This window comes from Rhodococcus sp. NPDC077669, assembly GCF_040686915.1.
Classification (GTDB): domain Bacteria; phylum Actinomycetota; class Actinomycetes; order Mycobacteriales; family Mycobacteriaceae; genus Rhodococcoides; species Rhodococcoides fascians.
Window position 1 is genome coordinate 13,965 of record NZ_JBFBMD010000002.1, and the last position, 17,909, is coordinate 31,873.

Here is a 17,909-nt window from a genome sequence, read left to right on the forward strand (position 1 = left end):
CGATCTCGCTATCGGCGCTTCTTGTTCCGCTTCCCAGTGGGGCGATTGCCGGGCTGCGGTGCCGACGCCTTGCTGACATCCACGCCGACGGCCACCGGTTCGGGTGCGAGACCGGCGGCGCGCGCCGCCGCGTCGGCACGCTTGGAGTGGACCTTGCGAGTGTGGACCGCGACCGGGCCCCACTTCTCCTTCAGGGTCACCAACAGCGGCGTGGCGAAGAAGATGGACGAGTAGGCACCGACGATCATGCCGACGAGCTGCACGAGAGCGAGATCCTTGAGCGTTCCCACGCCCAGCAGCCAGACCGCGACGATCATCAATGCGATGACCGGCAGAACACCGATCACGGTCGTGTTGATCGATCGCATCAGAGTCTGATTCACGGCGAGGTTGGCCTGCTCCGCGTACGTCTTGCGGTGCAGGTTCAAGATGCCTCGGGTGTTCTCCTCCACCTTGTCGAACACCACGACGGAGTCGTACAGCGAGAAGCCCAGAATGGTCAGCAGACCGATCACCGTGGCCGGGGTCACCTCGAAGCCGACGAGTGAATAGACGCCCGCGGTGACGACGAGGTCGAAGCCCAATGCGGCCAGGGCCGCCAGCGCCATGTCTCGTTCGTATCGGATGGCGATGTAGATGCTGACGATCACCAGGAACACCGCGAGGGCTATCAGAGCCTTCTGGGTGATCTGACTCCCCCATGTCTCACTCACGTCGGAGACGCTGATGGCATTGGGCGTTGCGGTGCCCGAGTTGTCCTGCGGCTGGAAGGACTGGAACAGCGCCTGTCGAAGAGTGTCGACTTCGGCTGGATCGAGCGCCTCGGAACGGATCTGCACCGTGGCCGCGGCACCCGAGCCGACCGTCTGGACGGACACCGGGGGCATGCCCAGCGAGTCGTTGTAGACGGTTTCGACCTGCTCGGTGGAGATGTTGTCCGCGGCGGGCAATGCGATGCGGGTGCCGCCCTCGAAGTCGATACCGAGCGTGAACCCACGCACGAGGAAGCTGAGCAGGCAGATCAGCACGATGACGCCGGTCAGCACGTAGTAGAACCTGCGGCGTCCGACGATCTCGAATGCACCGGTGCCGGTGTAGAGACGAGAGAACCAACTGTGCCTGGGCTGCGTGGACTGGTCGACGCTCGAATCGTCGAGAGGCGATGGGGTCGAGGTGGCCGTATCGGACATGTCATGCCTCCTTCGACGGCGACGCGGCGCCGGTCTTGACGGCGACTGCCTTGTTGGCGGCGCGCTTTCGTTCGAGCGCGATCTGCTGGACCGCGCCGAGACCGTTGACGGACGGCTTGGACCAGAATTTCGACTTCGACGCCAGATTCACCAGCGGCCACGTCACCAGCACCACGACGATGACGTCGAGGATGGTCGTCAGTCCCAGGGTGAACGCGAAGCCGCGCACCTGACCGACTGCCAGTACGTACAGAACGGCAGCGGCGATGAAGCTGACCGCGTTGCCGGACAGGATGGTCTTGCGTGCGCGGGCCCAACCGCGGGGCACTGCGGACCGGAAGCTGCGGCCCTCGCGAATCTCGTCCTTGATGCGTTCGAAGAACACCACGAAAGAGTCCGCGGTCATGCCGATACCGATGATCAGGCCGGCGATGCCGGCGAGGTCGAGGGTGAAGCTGATCCACCTGCCGAGCAGGATCAGGATGCCGTAGACGACGAGCCCGGCCAGCGCCAACGACAGAGCCGTGAGCAGGCCGAGGGCTCGGTAGTACAGCAGGCAGTAGACCAGCACGAGGGCCAAGCCGATGGCACCGGCGATCAGGCCTGCTTCGAGTGACGCCAATCCCAGTGTGGCCGAGACCGTTTCGGCCTCGGAGGACACGAACGACAGTGGCAGCGAACCGTACTTGAGCGTGTTGGCCAGTTCGGAAGCGCTCTGCGCGTTGAAGTTGCCGGTGATCGACGTGGCACTACCGGCGGGAGTGGCACCCTGAATGACCGGCGCGCTGATCACCTTCGAGTCCAGTACGAATGCGGCCTGCTTCTGCAGGTTCGCAGCCGTGAACTGCGCCCAGGTGTTCGACCCCTCGGAATCGAACGTCAGGCTCACCTGGAACTGAGCCTGCTGGTTGTCGAATCCCGACGTCGCGTCGGCGATCTGCTGACCGTCGATGATCGTGGGACCGAGAAGGTAGACAGCTGTTCCGTCGGTGGAGCAGGCCACGAGCGGGAGCGCAGGATCGTCGTTGCCGGCGAGCGGGTCCGCGGCGTTGCAATCGAGCGACTGCATGGCGAGCTGCTGTATCTGCTGATCCTCGCTCTGACGAAGCGCCTTCGCGTCGGCGATCTCCTGGGCTGCCCGATCGGCGTCGGACAGCGACGCGTTTTCGGCGGGATCACTCGAGGTCGGGGCGTCCGTCGCGGGTGCGTCCGAGGCCGGAGCACCGGTTGTCGGAGCGGGGGTCGGGTCGACCGTCGTCGGATCCTGCGCCGGAAACACCCGACTCTGCGGAGCCGCCGGAGCAGCAGGATCGACGGCTGTCGCCGGATCTGCCGGCGCAGCCGGGTCCGTCGGAGTCTGCGGAGAACCCGGCGTCGCCTGGCCTGCGGATGGTGCAACCGACCCCACCACCGGACGAATGAACAGTCGAGCGGTCTGCCCCAGAGTTCTCGCCTGAGAGCTGTCGTCACCGGGCACCGTGATGACGAGATTGTCGCCGTCGATGACCACCTCGGAACCGGACACGCCGAGACCGTTGACGCGGGTCTCGATGATCTGCTGCGCCTGCTTGAGGCTGTCCTGCGACGGCGCATTTCCGTCGGGCGTGCGTGCAGTCAGCGTCACTCGCGTGCCGCCCTGCAGGTCGATTCCCAACTTCGGCGAGGGGTCTTTGTCTCCGGTGAAGAAGACCAGGGCATACACCGCCGCCATCAGCACCGCGAAGACGGCGAGATAGCGGGCGGGATGCACCGATCCGCTGGAAGGTGCCACGGTGTGTGATTCTCCTCTGGGCGGTGGAAAAGTGTCTGTTCCTGTTGGCTCGCGCCTCGTTGTGTCAGCGGCGGGCGGTGCGATTGTGCACCACGACGCTCACCGCAGACGAAACCGCTGCCGGATTGTGTCTCCGACAGCGGTTCGGATCTTCGCTACGTCACTCTTTTTCGAGGCGCTTCGTCGTCTGCTCGACGGTTTCGTCGGCGGGGTTCCCGACGTCCTTGTGCAGCGACGGAGCTGCCGGCTCGGTGGGGCCGACCGCAGCGGTGCCGGCGCCGGGCACCGAATCGAAGGTGTTCTCGTCCGACTCGCCGTCGTCGAACTCGGTGTCGTCGGGCAGAACCTCACGCACGACGGCGCGTGACCACGTCGTGATGACGCCGTCGGCGATCTCGAGGTCGATCGTGTCGTCCTCGACCAGGACCACTCGTGCATACAGGCCTGCGGTGGTGACGACCTCGTCGCCGACCTTCAGCGAGTCCTGCATTTCCGTGGTCTTGGCCAGCACCTTCTTCTGTCGGCGCGCGTTGAGAAACAGCGGTACCAGAAGGGCCACGATCAGCAGCGGAAACAGCAAATCCATCGGAAGGTCAGTCCTCGAAGTTCGGTTCGATAATCGTCATTGTCTCGTGCGAGAACGTCGCTGGTGCGGGCCTCGCAGCTACCCAGTGTGCCATCACCTGTGGCCCGCTCGGTCCGTTCGTCTCGTGTTGCGGCCGTTTCACTCGAATAATCCCTGCTGGACCTCGGCCGATCGCACCGAAATTCCCCCGACTGCGAGATCCGGTGGCGGGGTGAGACCGAGGTGGTGCCAGGCGGCGGCAGTGGCGACGCGACCGCGCGGCGTACGGGCGATCATCCCGGCCCGCACCAGGAACGGCTCGCACACTTCCTCGACCGTCGAGGGCTCCTCGCCGACGGCGACAGCGAGAGTGGACACTCCCACCGGTCCCCCGCCGAAACTTCGGATCAGCGCGCTGAGGACGGCACGGTCGAGGCGATCCAGTCCGAGCTTGTCCACGTCGTAGACCACGAGCGCGGCCTTGGCGGTGTCCTGGGTGACGGTGCCGTCCCCGCGCACGTCCGCGTAGTCGCGAACTCGGCGCAGCAGTCGGTTCGCGATTCGGGGTGTGCCACGCGAGCGTCCTGCGATCTCGGCGCAGCCGTCACGGTCGATGGGGACACCCAGAATCCCGGCGGATCGCATCAGAATTCGTTCGAGTTCACTCGGCTCGTAGAAATCCATGTGCGCCACGAACCCGAAGCGGTCGCGCAGCGGTCCGGTGAGCGCGCCGGACCGGGTGGTCGCACCGACGAGAGTGAACGGGGCGACCTCCAAGGGAATGGATGTCGCTCCCGGCCCCTTGCCGACGATCACGTCGACACGGAAGTCCTCCATGGCCAGATACAACATTTCCTCGGCCGGCCGGGCGATCCGATGAATCTCGTCGATGAACAGCACGTCCCCTTCGACGAGGTTGCTGAGCATCGCGGCCAGATCGCCCGCACGCTCGAGGGCGGGCCCGGAGGTCAACCGCAGTGAGGTGCCGAGTTCCGCGGCGATGATCATCGCCATGCTGGTCTTTCCCAGGCCGGGCGGACCCGACATCAGGATGTGATCGGGGGTGCCGCCGCGCATCTTCGCCCCCGAGAGCACCAGCTGCAGTTGCTCACGCACCCGAGGCTGACCGATGAAATCGGTGAGGTTCTTCGGACGCAGACTGGTCTCGATGTCGAGGTCGTCGGACATGGCCTCCGCACCGACCTGGGATTCCCCGAACTCGTCGTCCTCGGTCACGCCGACCTACCTGGACTTACCGAGGTACGCCAACGCGGCCCGCAGTGCGGTGGACGTCGTGGCCTCGGGCTGCTGTGCGAGTACCGCGTCGGTGGCCTCCTCGGCCTGCTTCGCCGGAAATCCGAGACCGATCAGGGCTTCGACGATCTGATCGCGCATCGAGTTGCCGACCCCGGAACCGGGCACCACGGAACTGCCGGCGCGGCCGACAACGGCGTCGACCTTGTCGCGTAGCTCGACCACCATCCTCTCGGCCCCGCGCTTGCCGATACCGGGAACTCTGGTGAGGGCCCCGATGTCGCTGTCCGCCAATGCTGTTCGCAGGGAGTCGGGTTCGTGTACCGCAAGCGTGGCCATCGCAATTCGTGGCCCGACTCCGGAAACCGTGAGCAGCAGCTCGAACAGCTCACGTGATTCCTTGTCGGGAAACCCGTACAGCGTTTGCGAGTCCTCGCGCACGATCATGGTGGTGAGCAGAGTGGACTCGCTCCCCCGATGCAACGTCGCCAACGTCGCCGGTGTGGCATTGACGCGATATCCGACACCGGCCGCCTCGAGTACTGCGTGATCGAGAGCGATGTCGATCACCGACCCGCGAATGGATGCGATCACCGTGCGCTCGCCTCCTTCTTGGCCAGTTTCTCGATTTTGCGCGCCACGGCGGCGCGAGCTTTGCGTTCCTCGGCCAGACGCGCGTCGTACTTGCGCTTCTGTTCGGCGGCCATCGCCTCGGCTTTGGCCATCCGGGCGATCATCGGGGCGCGCCAGCAGTGACAGATACCCAGAGCCAACGCATCTGCGGCATCAGCGGGAGTCGGCGCGGTCTGCAGCCCGAGAATGCGCATGACCATGGCGGTGACCTGTGCCTTGTCGGCCGAACCGTTGCCGGTGACGGCTGCCTTCACCTCACTGGGAGTGTGGAAGCAGACGTCGATACCGCGCCGGGCCGCAGCCAGTGCGATGACGCCGCCTGCCTGCGCGGTGCCCATGGCCGTCCGTACGTTGTGCTGAGCGAACACTCGCTCGATTGCCACGACCGACGGCTTGTGTGTATCGAGCCAGTATTCCGCCGCTTCGGATATCCGCAGCAGACGCTGCGCGAGATCCATGTCGGCGGGAGTCCGGACCACATCCACGTCGAGAGCGACGACTGTGCGACCGACGCCTCCCTCGATCAAACTGAGCCCACACCTGGTGAGACCGGGGTCGACACCCATCACCCGCACGTCACCACACCTTCCGCTTACGAACTGTTGTTCGATAGCGTAGCGGAGCGCACCGACGGATCAGGGCTACGACACCCGGTCGATCACCGTGAGCAAACGGACCGGGTCAGTCCTCGTCGTCCAGTTCGGCCATGACCTCGTCCGACAGGTCGACGTTGGACCAGACGTTCTGCACGTCGTCGCTGTCTTCGAGGGCGTCGATCAGCTTGAAGACCTTGCGCGCTCCGTCTGCGTCCACCGGGACGTTGACCGAAGCCTGGAAGCTCGCCTCCGCGGAGTCGTAGTCGATGCCCGCGTCCTGCAGTGCGGTACGCACTGCGATCAGATCGGTCGGCTCACTGACGATCTCGAACGTGTCGCCGTTGTCGTTCACTTCCTCGGCACCGGCCTCGAGGACCGCCATCAACACGTCGTCCTCGCTCTGTCCGTTCTTCTCGAGCGTCACGACGCCTTTGCGTGAGAACAGGTAGGACACCGAACCCGGATCGGCCATGTTTCCGCCGTTACGAGTCATTGCTACTCGAACTTCGCCTGCTGCACGATTGCGGTTGTCGGTGAGGCACTCGATGAGGATGGCGACACCGTTGGGGCCGTAACCCTCGTACATGATGGTCTGCCAGTCGGCTCCGCCCGCTTCTTCGCCGGCTCCGCGCTTGCGCGCACGTTCGATGTTGTCGTTGGGAACCGACGTCTTCTTCGCCTTCTGGATGGCGTCGTAGAGCGTCGGGTTGCCCGTGGGGTCACCACCACCCGTGCGGGCCGCCACCTCGATGTTCTTGATGAGCTTGGCAAACGACTTGCCGCGTCGGGCGTCGATCACCGCCTTCTTGTGCTTGGTGGTGGCCCATTTTGAGTGGCCGCTCATGCGATAGAGCCCCTTCCTGCTCGAATTCGGTGTTGTCGACTTTACTCGCCCGTGTCATCGCTCCGCCCCAACCGGCGATTACGGGTTTCTACGCGCTGCGCACCATGTCCACGAAGAGTCGGTGCACTCGATCGTCTCCGGTGACCTCGGGATGGAAGCTGGTGGCCAGCACTCGGTTCTGGCGCACGGCCACCACACGGCCCGCAGCAGGCCCGTTCGGGACGGTGGCGAGTACTTCGACGTCCGCACCGACACGCTCGACCCAGGGCGCGCGAATGAACACTGCGCGCATCGGTCCGCCCTCGATGTCGGCGAATTCGAGATCGGTCTCGAACGAGTCGACCTGTCGGCCGAAAGCGTTGCGGCGCACGGTGATATCGAGACCGTCGAGGTGTTCCGCGTCGGGCCTGGTGTCGAGGATGTCCGACGCCAACAGGATCATCCCCGCGCACGATCCGTACGCGGGCATACCGTCGGCCAGACGAGCGCGCAGCGGCCCGAGCAGATCGAAGACACCGAGCAGGGTGCTCATCGTCGTGGATTCGCCACCGGGAATGATCAACCCGTCGATTTGGGCGAGTTCGTCCGGCCGCCGCACGGTGATTCCGTGCGCACCGCTCGACTCCAGCGCGGCCAAGTGCTCGCGAACATCGCCCTGCAGTGCGAGTACGCCGATCGTCGGCGGCGTCACTTCAATCCGAAGGGATCGACGTGTGGCTTCGAGGTGTCCCGCTCGAAGCGCATCAGTCCCTCTTGGACGACGGCGGCGACCATACGACCGGAGATGTCGAAGATTCGCCCCTGCGCCAGTGCTCGTCCGAAATCAGCGGACGGCGACGTCTGGTCGTAGAGCAGCCATTCGTCCGCTCGGAACGGCCTGAGGAACCACAGCGCGTGATCGAGGGAGGCCGTCTGCGTGACGGCGTCCGGGTGCGGCACCTTGGCCGATCCGATGAGCGTCATGTCGCTCATGTAGGCGAGCGCGCAGACATGGAACACCTGATCGTCGGGCAGCGTGTCGCGGTACCTGAACCAGACCCGTTGCTGCGCAGCGAAACTGGGATGCTTGACGGTCTGATCGTCGGGAATGAGACGGATGTCCCATTCGGACCACTCCTTGTAGTAGGAGGTGTCGTACTCCGCCAGAGTGGTCGGGTCGGGCAACGATTCCGGTCCGACCACCTCGGGCATGAGGTCCTGATGGGAGATCCCGTCGTCGTCGCCGTGGAACGAGGCGGACATCGTGAAGATGGCCTTGCCGTGCTGAATTCCGGTCACTCGACGGGTGCAGAACGACCGGCCGTCCCGAATACGATCGACCATGAACACGGCCGGCTCGTTCGGGTTACCCGGCCGGAGAAAGTAGCCGTGCAGCGAATGCACGCGGAACTCGGGTGCCACGGTGCGCACGGCCGCGACGAGCGCCTGGCCGGCAACCTGGCCGCCGAACGTCCGCGGCAGCCGGCTCGGGAACGTGCGTCCCCGATAGATGTCGTTCTCGATTCGTTCCAATTCGAGAATGTCCTCGATGCTGGCCATGGCTGTGTCCACCTTTCTGTGACAACGGCTCAGGCTAACAATGAGTGGACCAGGCAAGATGGTCGGTGTGGGTCAACCGATACCGATATTTCCCGATCTTCTGACCAGGTCGATCGTCGATGCGTGCCCCGCCGGGTCGCGAACGATCGTTGTCGTCGACGGTGCCGACGCCGCGAAGCCGGTCGACTTCGCCTCTCGCACAGCCGAACACGCCCGCGCACAGGGCAGGCGTGCCGACGTCGTCGACCTGCACGATTACGTCCGGCCGGCGTCCATTCGATTCGAGTATTCGCGAACGGACGAATTGAGCTACCGCACTGTGTGGTTCGACTACGATGCCGTGATACGCGAGGTCATCGCGCCACTGCGTGCCGGTGGCCGAGGTCACTATCTGCCGCGTCTGTGGGATGAGGCAACCGATCGATCCGCCCGCGCTCGTACCGTCGAGGCCGCGCCGAATCACATAGTCCTGATTGCCGGTCCGATGCTGCTGGGCCGAGGACTGGACGTCGATCTTCGAGTGCAGTTGCGGTTGTCCGAGGGTGCGCTGCGTCGGAGAACCGACACAGCCGACCAATGGACCTGCACGGCACTGCTCGAGTACTACGACTCGATCGACGAGTACGCCGAGCGGCCGGACTTCGCGGTCCGGTGGGACCATCCGGACCGCCCGGCACTGGAACGCAGTCAGTAGCTACGCAACCGGAAGAGGACGGTCACCAACCGCGCTCGGCGAGACGGTGTGCGACGGGCAGGTCGTCGACGTTGATGCCGACCATCGCCTCGCCGAGTCCACGGGAGACCTTGGCGAGGACATCCGGGTCGTCGAAGAAGGTAGTGGCCTTGACGATTGCCTCGGCACGTTCTTTCGGGTTGCCGGACTTGAAGATTCCCGATCCGACGAACACTCCCTCGGCACCGAGTTGCATCATCATCGCTGCGTCGGCCGGGGTGGCGATACCGCCGGCGGTGAACAACGTGACGGGCAGCTTTCCGGCACGGGCGATTTCGACGACGAGATCGTACGGAGCCTGCAATTCCTTCGCCGCGACGTAGAGCTCGTCTTCGGGAAGTGATGTGAGACGACGAATCTCGTCGCGAATCTTGCGCATGTGGGTCGTCGCGTTCGAGACGTCGCCGGTGCCGGCCTCGCCCTTGGAGCGAATCATGGCTGCGCCCTCGGTGATTCGACGCAGTGCTTCACCCAGGTTGGTGGCACCACACACGAACGGAACGGTGAAATTCCACTTGTCGATGTGATTGGCGTAGTCGGCCGGGGTGAGGACCTCGGACTCGTCGATGTAGTCGACACCCAGGCTCTGCAGGATCTGCGCCTCGACGAAGTGCCCGATGCGGGCCTTGGCCATCACCGGAATGCTGACCGAGGAGATGATGCTGTCGATCATGTCCGGATCGCTCATCCGCGACACCCCGCCCTGCGCGCGGATGTCGGCGGGAACGCGCTCGAGCGCCATGACGGCAACGGCACCGGCATCCTCGGCGATCTTCGCCTGGTCTGCGGTGACCACGTCCATGATGACGCCGCCCTTGAGCATCTCGGCCATACCGCGCTTGACGCGAGCGGTGCCGATTCCGTTCTCGTTGGACCCGCCGTCAGCGGATCCAGTGGAAGCAGCGGGCGAATTGGGGGCGTGTGGGGTACTCAAGCCAACTCCTGTGTTCTCGGCAGTCCGGATCTTCGCGCAGAGCCGCTGCCCTGCCCGCGAAGGGGCGGGCCGGCGCGGCGACGCGCCCAGAACTGTAGGCCGCTACCGCGTCGTTTCCCATAACCACTTGACGATTGCTGGACTGGTCGGAAAGGTCCAGATTGTCAGCGGATGGCCCTGACGTCCGGGTCGCCGCGTCGCGCGAGCGCTACGTTGACCTCGTCGAGAAGTTCGGCCAGATCCTGTGGATACACGTTTTCGCCGACCGCACTCAGCGCCCGGATGTCTGCCTCGGTACACCAGCGATGCCCGGTGACGGTTCGTCGCTCGAAGTCCGTGAACCCGGCACTCTCGGGCTCGAACTCCTGCGTCCGATGCGCGAAGAACAGTTCCTCGGACCGGATCAACGTTCCGTTGAACGGGAAGGTCGCAACTCGACGCCACAGCGGTCCGCGCAGGTCGGACGCGTCGACGGTCAGGCCGGTCTCCTCGTGCACTTCGCGTACCGCTGCCTCGCGAAGGGACTCCCCCTTTTCGACCGCACCTCCGATGGTGAACCAGAAGAACGTCTCGGGCACCGTGGGGTCGTGTCCACGCAGGAGCAGGACACGGCCACGCTCGTCGAGCAACACCACCCGCGCAGAGGTACGCGGCGTCGCCCGAGTCTCACTACCGAACGTTGCCGCGGCCGAGCGCTCCGCGATCTCGAAGTACGACGGCAGGGCGGCGGTGCCGCCGAGATGCAGCCACCGGACCGGACGGCGTACCCGTAGAGCGAGGGTGTCTCGGACGGCGTCGTTGTGGAAGCGTCGTGCGATCAATACGCGTGCTTCGGCGTCGGCGAGTTCGGCGACCAGCTGCGGTGGCAGTGCGGCCGGTTCGACAACGGCGAGTGCCATGGACACCGCGTTCTCCGCTTCCTCCCGCTGCGACCGGTCGGCGCGTTCGGCTCGATCTGCCAGTGCAGCAAGCTCTTTGCTCGACGACACCGAGCCCCGGGTGGCGGCCGACACGGCTCGCGCGACGACGGCTCGGCGCGCGAGTGCAGCATCGAGGGCCTGCCAGGCGAGGTCTGTGCGAACGTGGAGCCGATCGAGTCGGTTGGCGGTTCCGTAGGCCCACAGCCCGACGACGAGGATCAGAACCGCGATCAGTCCGAGTACCAGGATGGTGACGGCAGACAGTGTCATCAGCTCGCGGCTCGCACTTTCTGTCCGCCGAGGGTGACCGTCTCGTACACGCGCAGGATCTGTTCGGCGACGACAGGCCAGTCGTACGTGGACACGGCCGCCGAGGCGGCGTCGACGAGACGCTCGCGGACGGCGTCGTCGGACAGAATGGAGGTGACCGCTGCCGCGAGTGCCGCAGAATCGTCGATCGGAACCAGCAGGCCACATGCGCCGTCGCGTAGGACCCGACGGAACGCGTCCAGTTCGCTTGCCACCACGGGGGTTCCGGCTGCCATCGCCTCCACCAGAACGATGCCGAAGCTTTCGCCGCCGAGGTTGGGGGCGCAATACACGTCGGCGCTACGCATCGCGGAAGCCTTCGTGGCGTCGTCCACCTGGCCGAGGAAGGTCAGATGCGAGGCCAGCGCGCCTGCTTCCTTGCGAAGCTTGTCCTCGTCGCCCCTGCCGACGATGAGAATTTCGATGTCGGGGTGAGATTCGACGAGGGCCGGTAGCGCGCCCAGCAGCACGGCCATTCCCTTGCGCGGTTCGTCGAAGCGGCCCAGGAACAGCACTGTCCGGCCCGGACGCGGATAGCCGTCGAGCACGTCTGCGTCGGCGAACGCCGGCACGTCGACTCCGTTCGGAATTTCGACCGCATCGGACCCGAGCGCCTCGACCTGCCATCGCCGCGCCAACTCGGACACGGCGATCCGACCGCTGATCTTCTCGTGATAGGGCCGCAGCACGCCCTGGAACGTGCTGAGCACGAGAGACTTGGTGGTGGATGTGTGGAACGTGGCCACGATCGGGCCGTCCGCGGCCTTGAGTGCGAGCATCGACAGACTCGGCGCATTGGGCTCGTGAATGTGCAGCACGTCGAAGTCGTTCTCCGAGATCCACTTTCGGATCCGTGAGTACGTCACCGGGCCGAATCGCAGCCGGGCGACCGACCCGTTGTACGGAATGGCCAAGGCTTCTCCGGCCGACACCACGAATTCGGGGAGCTCGACGCCGTCCGAGGCGGGAGCCAGAACGCTGACCCGGTGACCGCGCTCGATGAAGACCTCGGCCAACTGCTGGACGTGGGCCTGCACTCCGCCCGGCACGTCGAACGAGTACGGGCACACCATGCCGATTCTCATGTGCCCTCGATTCGGGCCCGGCGCTCTGCCGACCAGTCGCTCATCCACAGCGGCTGCAGCATGTGCCAATCGGCGGGATGAGCGCGGATTCCGGCGGCGAAATGATCCGCAACCGTCTGAGTCGCAGCGGCTACTCCCTGCGAGACGTCCACCGCGGGCGAGATGTCGAATCCCCAACCGTCGCCGTCGAAGTAGCCGTGTACCGGGAGCAGCGTGGCACCGGTGTCGATGGCGAGCTTGGCCGCACCTGCCGGCATTCGTGTCGGTTCCCCGAAGAAGGTCACCGGTACTCCGTGCTTGGCCAGGTCTCGTTCGCCGAGCAGGCAGACCACCTTGTTCTGGCGCAGTCTGTCGGACAACGCGAGCAGGGGCGGTTGCTCGCCGCCGCTGAGCGGAAAGATCTCGAATCCCAGGCTCTCGCGATACGCCACGAAGCGTTGGTACAGCGACTCCGGCTTCAACCTCTCGGCCACGGTCGAGAGGCCACCGTGCGTCCGTACCAACCACATTCCGGCCATGTCCCAGTTGCCGCTGTGCGGTAGTGCGAGCACCACTCCCTTGCCGGCACCGAGCGCCGCTTCGAGATGTTCCTTGCCGTACACGCATCGATCGATGACGGCCGCCTGAGCGGCCAGGTCCATCGACGGCAGCCGGAATGCCTCACGCCAGTACCGGGCGTAGGAGCGAACACTCTCTCGGATCAGGTCATCCGGGACCTGCTCCGCCGTGGTCCCCAGCACCCGAGCGAGATTGCGGCGCAGCTGATCCGGGCCGCCGTTACGGGACGAGGCGAAGTCGGCACCGCGGTCGAACAACCGACGGGCGACACCCTCGGGTAACGACCGGACGAGACGCCACCCCGCGGCGTACCCGGCGTCGGACGCGCGTTCCGACAGATTCATGTCGGCTCCACACCGCCGTCGTCGGAGACCGATGGAGCCGGCGGCACGATAATGTCGCGGGCACCCTCGGATCCGCGGACGGCGAGCACTCGTTGGAACACGGTCACGATGCTCAGCGCGGCAAGAATCCACATTGCGGGATAGATGAGACTGTCCAGCCACGGTATGTCGAAATGTCTTCCGACACCGGTGAGCCCGGCCCCGACCAGAACGATGACGAGGCGGTCGGGTCGTTCGATCCAACCACCGTCCGCGGACAGGCCGCTGGCCTCGGCGCGCGCTTTGGCGTACGAGATGACCTGCGAGGTGACCAGGCAGACGAGAGTGGCAACGAGCAGTAGCTTGTCGTTCTCGGAATACACGGCCCACCAGGCCAAGCCGCCGAAGATCGCACCGTCCGCAACGCGGTCGCACGTCGCGTCGAGAACGGCACCGTACTTGGTGCCGCCTCCGCGTGCGCGAGCCATCGCGCCGTCGAGCATGTCGAACAGAACGAACAGGGTGATGACGATCGAGCCCCACCACAGGTAGCCGGCAGGGAACATCGTCACCGCAGCGGTCACGGTGACGACCGTGCCGATGACGGTCACCGAGTCCGGAGTCAGGCCGGTGCTGTTGAGCGCGCGGCCCAACGGGGCCGTCAACTTCGAGACCGGCGCACGGCCGAAGATGCTCAGCACGCCGCACGCTCCCCGTGCCGGTGATTCATTCGTTCCAGGCCGAGGCAAGCAGGGCCCGAGTGTCGCGGAGCAGTTGCGGCATCACCTTGGCGCCGCCGATTACCGTGATGAAGTTGGCGTCACCACCCCACCGCGGCACGATGTGCTGGTGCAGGTGCTCGGCCAGCGAACCGCCTGCAGCCGCCCCGAGGTTGAGGCCGACATTGAAACCGTGCGGGCTCGACACTCGCTTGATCACGCGAATCATCTTCTGCGTGAACGCCATCAGCTCCGAACTCTCGGCGGGGGTGAGATCCTCGAGCGCCGCGACGCGTCGGTACGGCACGATCATCGTGTGGCCGGGATTGTACGGGTACAGATTGAGCACGGCATACACCGATTCGCCGCGCGCGACGACCAGTCCGTCCTCGTCCGTCATCTTCGGGATGTCGGAGAACGGCTCGGTCGACTTCGCCGAACCCTGCGCCGAACCCTGTGGGGCCTCGGCGATGTACGACATCCGATGCGGGGTCCACAATCGCTGCAGCCGATCCGGTTCACCGGCACCGGTGGCGACGATCGACTCGTCGTGTTCTTCCATGTCAGCTCACTCCGGCGGTACTGGTCTGCACGAGTTCGGCGGTCGGTGATGCGTTGTTGCGTGCGGCGATCCACTCGGTGATCACGGTCACGGCCTCCGCCACCGGAACCCCGTTGACCTGAGTGCCGTCCCGGAATCGGAAGCTGACGGCACCTGCTTCGACGTCGCGCTCGCCGGCCAGCAGCATGAACGGGACCTTCTGCGCTGTCTGATTGAAGATCTTCTTCTGCATCCGGTCGTCGCTCGCATCGACCTCGGCCCTGACTCCGCGCTTCTTCAACTCCTTCACCACCGCGAAGAGGTGGTCCTGATGCACCTCGGCCACCGGAATTCCGACGACCTGTACGGGCGCCAGCCAGGCCGGGAAAGCACCGGCGTAGTGCTCGGTCAGCACACCGAAGAACCGCTCGATGGATCCGAACAGGGCACGGTGAATCATCACCGGGCGCTCCTTGGTACCGCCGGAACCGGTGTACTCGAGCTCGAAACGCTCGGGCAGGTTGAAGTCGAGCTGAATGGTCGACATCTGCCAGGTGCGGCCGAGCGCATCCTTCGCCTGCACCGAGATCTTCGGACCGTAGAACGCGGCACCGCCCGGGTCGGGCACCAGATCGAGACCCGACGCCGCGGCCACCTCGGCGAGGGTGTTGGTGGCCTCTTCCCAGACCTCGTCGCTGCCGACGGACTTCTCCGGATTACGAGTCGACAGTTCGAGGTAGAAGTCGTCGAGTCCGTAGTCCTTGAGCAGCCCGAGAACGAATTCGAGGGTGCTGGTGAGCTCGCCGCGCATCTGTTCGCGAGTGCAGAAGATGTGCGCGTCGTCCTGGGTCATGCCGCGCACTCGGGTCAGACCGTGGATGACGCCGGACTTCTCGTAGCGATAAACCGAGCCGAACTCGAACAAGCGCAGCGGCAGTTCACGGTACGAGCGGCCGCGGGAGCGGAAGATCAGATTGTGCATCGGGCAGTTCATCGGCTTGAGGTAGTAATCCTGGCCGGGCTTGCGCACGTCGCCGTTCTCGTCGAGTTCGGCATCCAGGTGCATCGCCGGGAACATGCCGTCCCGGTACCAATCGAGGTGACCGGACACCTCGTACAGATGGCCCTTGGTGATGTGCGGGGTGTTGACGAACTCGTAGCCCTCTTCGATGTGGCGCTGACGTGAGTAGTTCTCGAGTTCGTTGCGGATCACGCCGCCCTTGGGGTGGAACACCGGAAGACCGGAACCCAGTTCGTCGGGAAAGCTGAACAGGTCCAACTCGGAACCGAGCTTGCGGTGATCACGACGTTCGGCTTCGGCGAGCAACTCGAGATGCGCATCGAGCGCCTCGGTGGACTCCCACGCGGTGCCGTAGATGCGTTGCAGATCGGCGTTGTCCTGATTGCCGCGCCAGTACGCAGCCGAGCTGCGGGTGAGCTTGAACGCCGGCACGTACTTGGTGGTGGGGATGTGCGGGCCGCGGCACAGATCGCCCCAGATGCGTTCACCGGTACGAGGATTGAGGTTGTCGTACGCGGTGAGCTCTCCCCCGCCGACTTCCATGACCTCGGGATCGTCGATCCCGGACTTGTCGTCGATCAGTTCGAGTTTGTAGGGCTCGTTCGCCAACTCTTCACGGGCCTGATCGACCGATTCGTACACCCGACGCGAGAACCGCTGCCCGGCCTTGACGATCTGCTTCATCTTCTTCTCGAGCGCAGTCAGATCCTCTGGGGTGAACGGCTGCTTCACGTCGAAGTCGTAGTAGAAGCCGTCCTTGATGAACGGGCCGATGCCCAGCTTGGCATCGGGGAAGAGTTCCTGGACGGCCTGAGCGAGAACGTGCGCAGCCGAGTGCCTGATGACGCTTCGCCCGTCCTCGGTGTTCGCCGGGACCGGCTCGACCTCGGTATCGGAGTCTGGAGCCCACGACAGGTCACGGAGCTTGCCCTCCGGATCTCGCACGACGACGATCGCGTCGGGACCCTTGTTCGGCAGGCCGGTGTCGCGTAGCGCCGTACCTGCGGTCGTTCCTGCCTGCACCGAGATGCGGGCGGGCGAGACGGCGGCGACAACGGGCATGCTCACAGCGATGTACTCCTCGATCGGTTCATCTGGCCAGGAAGGCCTCCGACAGCCTATCGGCAACGGGCCACCGCGCGACCCTCAGCGCGGCGCGTGCGTCACAAGGGACTCTCGAGCCAGGTCCAGTCGAGGCCGAACCAACCTCCGACCAGCGCGAAAGTGCCCAGAAGCCACAGTGTTGCGAGCACGACGACCGTCGTGAACAACACGCCGAGTCCCTTGACGACGATCGACTGCTTCGAGAACCAGGCCATGAACGCGTCGTACCTCTTGCGGACGAAGCGCAGCGCGCCCTTGGCCCACTCGAACTCCGAGGCCAGGATGCCCAGTCCTGCGAACACGATCAGCCAGCCGGGGCCGGGGTACGGAATGGCCAGCACACCCAACGCCAACACCAGAGCTCCGACGACACCGACAGTGATCCGGTAGGCGAGATCGAGCGACTTGTTCTCGGCGATGCGAGACCGAAACCGTCGATGCTTCTTCGCCAGCTGTTCTGCCGGACCACTCGAGTCCGCTGTGCTGGTCTTGCCGTCCGCCTCGCGGGACGTGGATCCGTCGGTGCTCACCGGGTCAGATTACCGGGACGGAACACGAAAAAGCCCGCACCGACAAGCGGTGCGGGCTTTCTTCGTCTGTGGTCCCGGCTGGGATCGAACCAGCGACCTTCCGCGTGTGAAGCGGACGCTCTTCCACTGAGCCACGGGACCGAACGAGGCAAAACATTAACACGAGGTGTCGCAGTGGATCGAATCGCCTGCTCCGGCTCGTCCATGTCGCATTCGACGCCCGTGTCGAGCGCAGAGCTCGCTCCCCCGGACCCGGTCCGACCCCATCTTTCACACGGTTCACAGCCGCCAGAGACCCGAATTCTGGGGCTGACCACGAGATTTGTGAGTTTCACTCCCGTTGGGTTAATGTTTTCCCCGCACCACGGAGACAGCAACTGCCCAGCAGTGATTGCCTCCGGGGTATGCGGATGTGGCGCAGTGGTAGCGCATCACCTTGCCAAGGTGAGGGTCGCGGGTTCGAATCCCGTCATCCGCTCGAGGGTCTCGACCCATGGTGGAGTGGCCGAGTGGTGAGGCAACGGCCTGCAAAGCCGTGCACACGGGTTCGATTCCCGTCTCCACCTCGCTAGTGCATCGGTTGCGAAGGCCGATGCGAGGACATGCGCGATTAGCTCAGCGGGAGAGCGCTTCCCTGACACGGAAGAGGTCACTGGTTCAATCCCAGTATCGCGCACCACAGTGAGAACAAAGGACCCCCTTTCGAGGGGGTCCTTTTTTGTGTCTTACCCAGTCTCGGT

General features: G+C 64.9%; 18 protein-coding genes and 4 tRNA genes. 4 read left to right on the top strand and 18 right to left on the bottom strand.

From position 1 onward, the window contains the following. Positions 1–8: 8 nt before the first annotated feature. The 9 genes from secF to AB0P23_RS02585 all read right to left on the bottom strand — a co-directional run bounded on the left by secF (position 9) and on the right by AB0P23_RS02585 (position 8,392). Complete coding sequence (gene secF, locus AB0P23_RS02545) at positions 9–1,190, bottom strand: protein translocase subunit SecF (protein ID WP_032372500.1); 1,182 nt, start codon at positions 1,188–1,190, stop codon at positions 9–11. Between the two features lies 1 nt (position 1,191). Continuing rightward, on the bottom strand, positions 1,192–2,961 hold the full coding sequence (gene secD / locus AB0P23_RS02550; RefSeq protein WP_032365084.1) for a protein translocase subunit SecD: 1,770 nt from the start codon (positions 2,959–2,961) through the stop codon (positions 1,192–1,194). Positions 2,962–3,121: 160 nt separating this feature from the next. Then, the gene (gene yajC, locus AB0P23_RS02555) at positions 3,122–3,547 is read right to left on the bottom strand and encodes a preprotein translocase subunit YajC (protein ID WP_027496947.1); all 426 of its coding nucleotides are present in this window, start codon (positions 3,545–3,547) and stop codon (positions 3,122–3,124) included. Positions 3,548–3,685: 138 nt separating this feature from the next. Beyond that, complete coding sequence (gene ruvB / locus AB0P23_RS02560) at positions 3,686–4,714, bottom strand: Holliday junction branch migration DNA helicase RuvB (protein WP_045841916.1); 1,029 nt, start codon at positions 4,712–4,714, stop codon at positions 3,686–3,688. Positions 4,715–4,768: 54 nt separating this feature from the next. Continuing rightward, on the bottom strand, positions 4,769–5,374 hold the full coding sequence (gene ruvA, locus AB0P23_RS02565; RefSeq protein WP_032372502.1) for a Holliday junction branch migration protein RuvA: 606 nt from the start codon (positions 5,372–5,374) through the stop codon (positions 4,769–4,771). Then, positions 5,371–5,988 (bottom strand): crossover junction endodeoxyribonuclease RuvC, encoded by a 618-nt coding sequence (gene ruvC / locus AB0P23_RS02570; protein ID WP_363796749.1) that lies wholly within the window; start codon positions 5,986–5,988, stop codon positions 5,371–5,373. The genes ruvA and ruvC overlap by 4 nt, the downstream gene beginning before the upstream one ends. Before the next feature lie 106 nt (positions 5,989–6,094). Continuing rightward, positions 6,095–6,853 carry a YebC/PmpR family DNA-binding transcriptional regulator gene (locus AB0P23_RS02575; protein ID WP_027496944.1) on the bottom strand — a complete coding sequence of 253 codons (759 nt, stop codon included), beginning with the start codon at positions 6,851–6,853 and terminating at the stop codon, positions 6,095–6,097. An 88-nt stretch (positions 6,854–6,941) separates the two neighbouring features. Beyond that, complete coding sequence (gene pdxT, locus AB0P23_RS02580) at positions 6,942–7,544, bottom strand: pyridoxal 5'-phosphate synthase glutaminase subunit PdxT (RefSeq protein WP_032400791.1); 603 nt, start codon at positions 7,542–7,544, stop codon at positions 6,942–6,944. Further along, complete coding sequence (locus AB0P23_RS02585; protein ID WP_027496942.1) at positions 7,541–8,392, bottom strand: acyl-CoA thioesterase II; 852 nt, start codon at positions 8,390–8,392, stop codon at positions 7,541–7,543. The genes pdxT and AB0P23_RS02585 overlap by 4 nt, the downstream gene beginning before the upstream one ends. A 40-nt stretch (positions 8,393–8,432) precedes the next feature. Between AB0P23_RS02585 and AB0P23_RS02590 the strand changes: the two genes are divergently transcribed. Continuing rightward, positions 8,433–9,086 (top strand): hypothetical protein, encoded by a 654-nt coding sequence (locus tag AB0P23_RS02590; protein WP_230593497.1) that lies wholly within the window; start codon positions 8,433–8,435, stop codon positions 9,084–9,086. A 22-nt stretch (positions 9,087–9,108) separates the two neighbouring features. Here AB0P23_RS02590 and pdxS read toward each other — a convergent pair whose 3' ends face one another. From pdxS to AB0P23_RS02635, 9 genes are all read right to left on the bottom strand, one after another. After that, positions 9,109–9,984, bottom strand: a complete 876-nt coding sequence (gene pdxS, locus AB0P23_RS02595) for a pyridoxal 5'-phosphate synthase lyase subunit PdxS (RefSeq protein WP_094652899.1) — start codon at positions 9,982–9,984, stop codon at positions 9,109–9,111. Positions 9,985–10,223: 239 nt separating this feature from the next. Further along, a complete protein-coding gene (locus AB0P23_RS02600) occupies positions 10,224–11,249 on the bottom strand; it encodes an NUDIX domain-containing protein (protein WP_032365079.1) in 1,026 nt (341 codons plus the stop codon). Next, positions 11,249–12,373: a glycosyltransferase family 4 protein gene (locus AB0P23_RS02605; protein WP_027496938.1), complete on the bottom strand. Its 1,125-nt coding sequence runs from the start codon at positions 12,371–12,373 to the stop codon at positions 11,249–11,251. The genes AB0P23_RS02600 and AB0P23_RS02605 overlap by 1 nt, the downstream gene beginning before the upstream one ends. After that, complete coding sequence (locus AB0P23_RS02610; RefSeq protein WP_032372505.1) at positions 12,370–13,275, bottom strand: phosphatidylinositol mannoside acyltransferase; 906 nt, start codon at positions 13,273–13,275, stop codon at positions 12,370–12,372. Before AB0P23_RS02610 ends, AB0P23_RS02605 begins: the two co-directional genes overlap by 4 nt. After that, positions 13,272–13,955, bottom strand: coding sequence for a phosphatidylinositol phosphate synthase (pgsA, locus tag AB0P23_RS02615; protein WP_032400792.1), 684 nt, complete (start codon positions 13,953–13,955; stop codon positions 13,272–13,274). The genes AB0P23_RS02610 and pgsA overlap by 4 nt, the downstream gene beginning before the upstream one ends. A gap of 25 nt (positions 13,956–13,980) precedes the next feature. Continuing rightward, the gene (locus tag AB0P23_RS02620) at positions 13,981–14,535 is read right to left on the bottom strand and encodes an HIT domain-containing protein (RefSeq protein ID WP_032400793.1); all 555 of its coding nucleotides are present in this window, start codon (positions 14,533–14,535) and stop codon (positions 13,981–13,983) included. A 1-nt stretch (position 14,536) separates the two neighbouring features. Next, positions 14,537–16,597, bottom strand: a complete 2,061-nt coding sequence (thrS, locus tag AB0P23_RS02625; protein ID WP_032388436.1) for a threonine--tRNA ligase — start codon at positions 16,595–16,597, stop codon at positions 14,537–14,539. A 101-nt stretch (positions 16,598–16,698) separates the two neighbouring features. Beyond that, positions 16,699–17,091, bottom strand: a complete 393-nt coding sequence (locus AB0P23_RS02630) for a TIGR02611 family protein (RefSeq protein ID WP_094621941.1) — start codon at positions 17,089–17,091, stop codon at positions 16,699–16,701. Between the two features lie 147 nt (positions 17,092–17,238). Then, positions 17,239–17,310, bottom strand: a tRNA-Val gene (locus AB0P23_RS02635). A gap of 265 nt (positions 17,311–17,575) precedes the next feature. Between AB0P23_RS02635 and AB0P23_RS02640 the strand changes: the two genes are divergently transcribed. From AB0P23_RS02640 to AB0P23_RS02650, 3 genes are all read left to right on the top strand, one after another. Continuing rightward, positions 17,576–17,647: transfer RNA gene (locus AB0P23_RS02640), tRNA-Gly, on the top strand. A 17-nt stretch (positions 17,648–17,664) separates the two neighbouring features. After that, positions 17,665–17,735 (top strand) — tRNA-Cys (locus AB0P23_RS02645). 38 nt (positions 17,736–17,773) lie between these two features. Beyond that, a tRNA-Val gene (locus AB0P23_RS02650) sits at positions 17,774–17,848 on the top strand. Positions 17,849–17,909 lie beyond the last annotated feature (61 nt).

Coding starts and splice junctions, on each gene's coding strand:
- AB0P23_RS02605 (WP_027496938.1), bottom strand. CDS start 12,373: ATGAGAATCGGCATGGTGTGCCCGTACTCGTTCGACGTGCCGGGCGGA.
- thrS (WP_032388436.1), bottom strand. CDS start 16,597: ATGCCCGTTGTCGCCGCCGTCTCGCCCGCCCGCATCTCGGTGCAGGCA.
- AB0P23_RS02585 (WP_027496942.1), bottom strand. CDS start 8,392: ATGGCCAGCATCGAGGACATTCTCGAATTGGAACGAATCGAGAACGAC.
- secF (WP_032372500.1), bottom strand. CDS start 1,190: ATGTCCGATACGGCCACCTCGACCCCATCGCCTCTCGACGATTCGAGC.
- yajC (WP_027496947.1), bottom strand. CDS start 3,547: ATGGATTTGCTGTTTCCGCTGCTGATCGTGGCCCTTCTGGTACCGCTG.
- AB0P23_RS02575 (WP_027496944.1), bottom strand. CDS start 6,853: ATGAGCGGCCACTCAAAATGGGCCACCACCAAGCACAAGAAGGCGGTG.
- ruvB (WP_045841916.1), bottom strand. CDS start 4,714: ATGTCCGACGACCTCGACATCGAGACCAGTCTGCGTCCGAAGAACCTC.
- AB0P23_RS02600 (WP_032365079.1), bottom strand. CDS start 11,249: ATGACACTGTCTGCCGTCACCATCCTGGTACTCGGACTGATCGCGGTT.
- AB0P23_RS02590 (WP_230593497.1), top strand. CDS start 8,433: ATGAGTGGACCAGGCAAGATGGTCGGTGTGGGTCAACCGATACCGATA.
- AB0P23_RS02610 (WP_032372505.1), bottom strand. CDS start 13,275: ATGAATCTGTCGGAACGCGCGTCCGACGCCGGGTACGCCGCGGGGTGG.
- AB0P23_RS02620 (WP_032400793.1), bottom strand. CDS start 14,535: ATGGAAGAACACGACGAGTCGATCGTCGCCACCGGTGCCGGTGAACCG.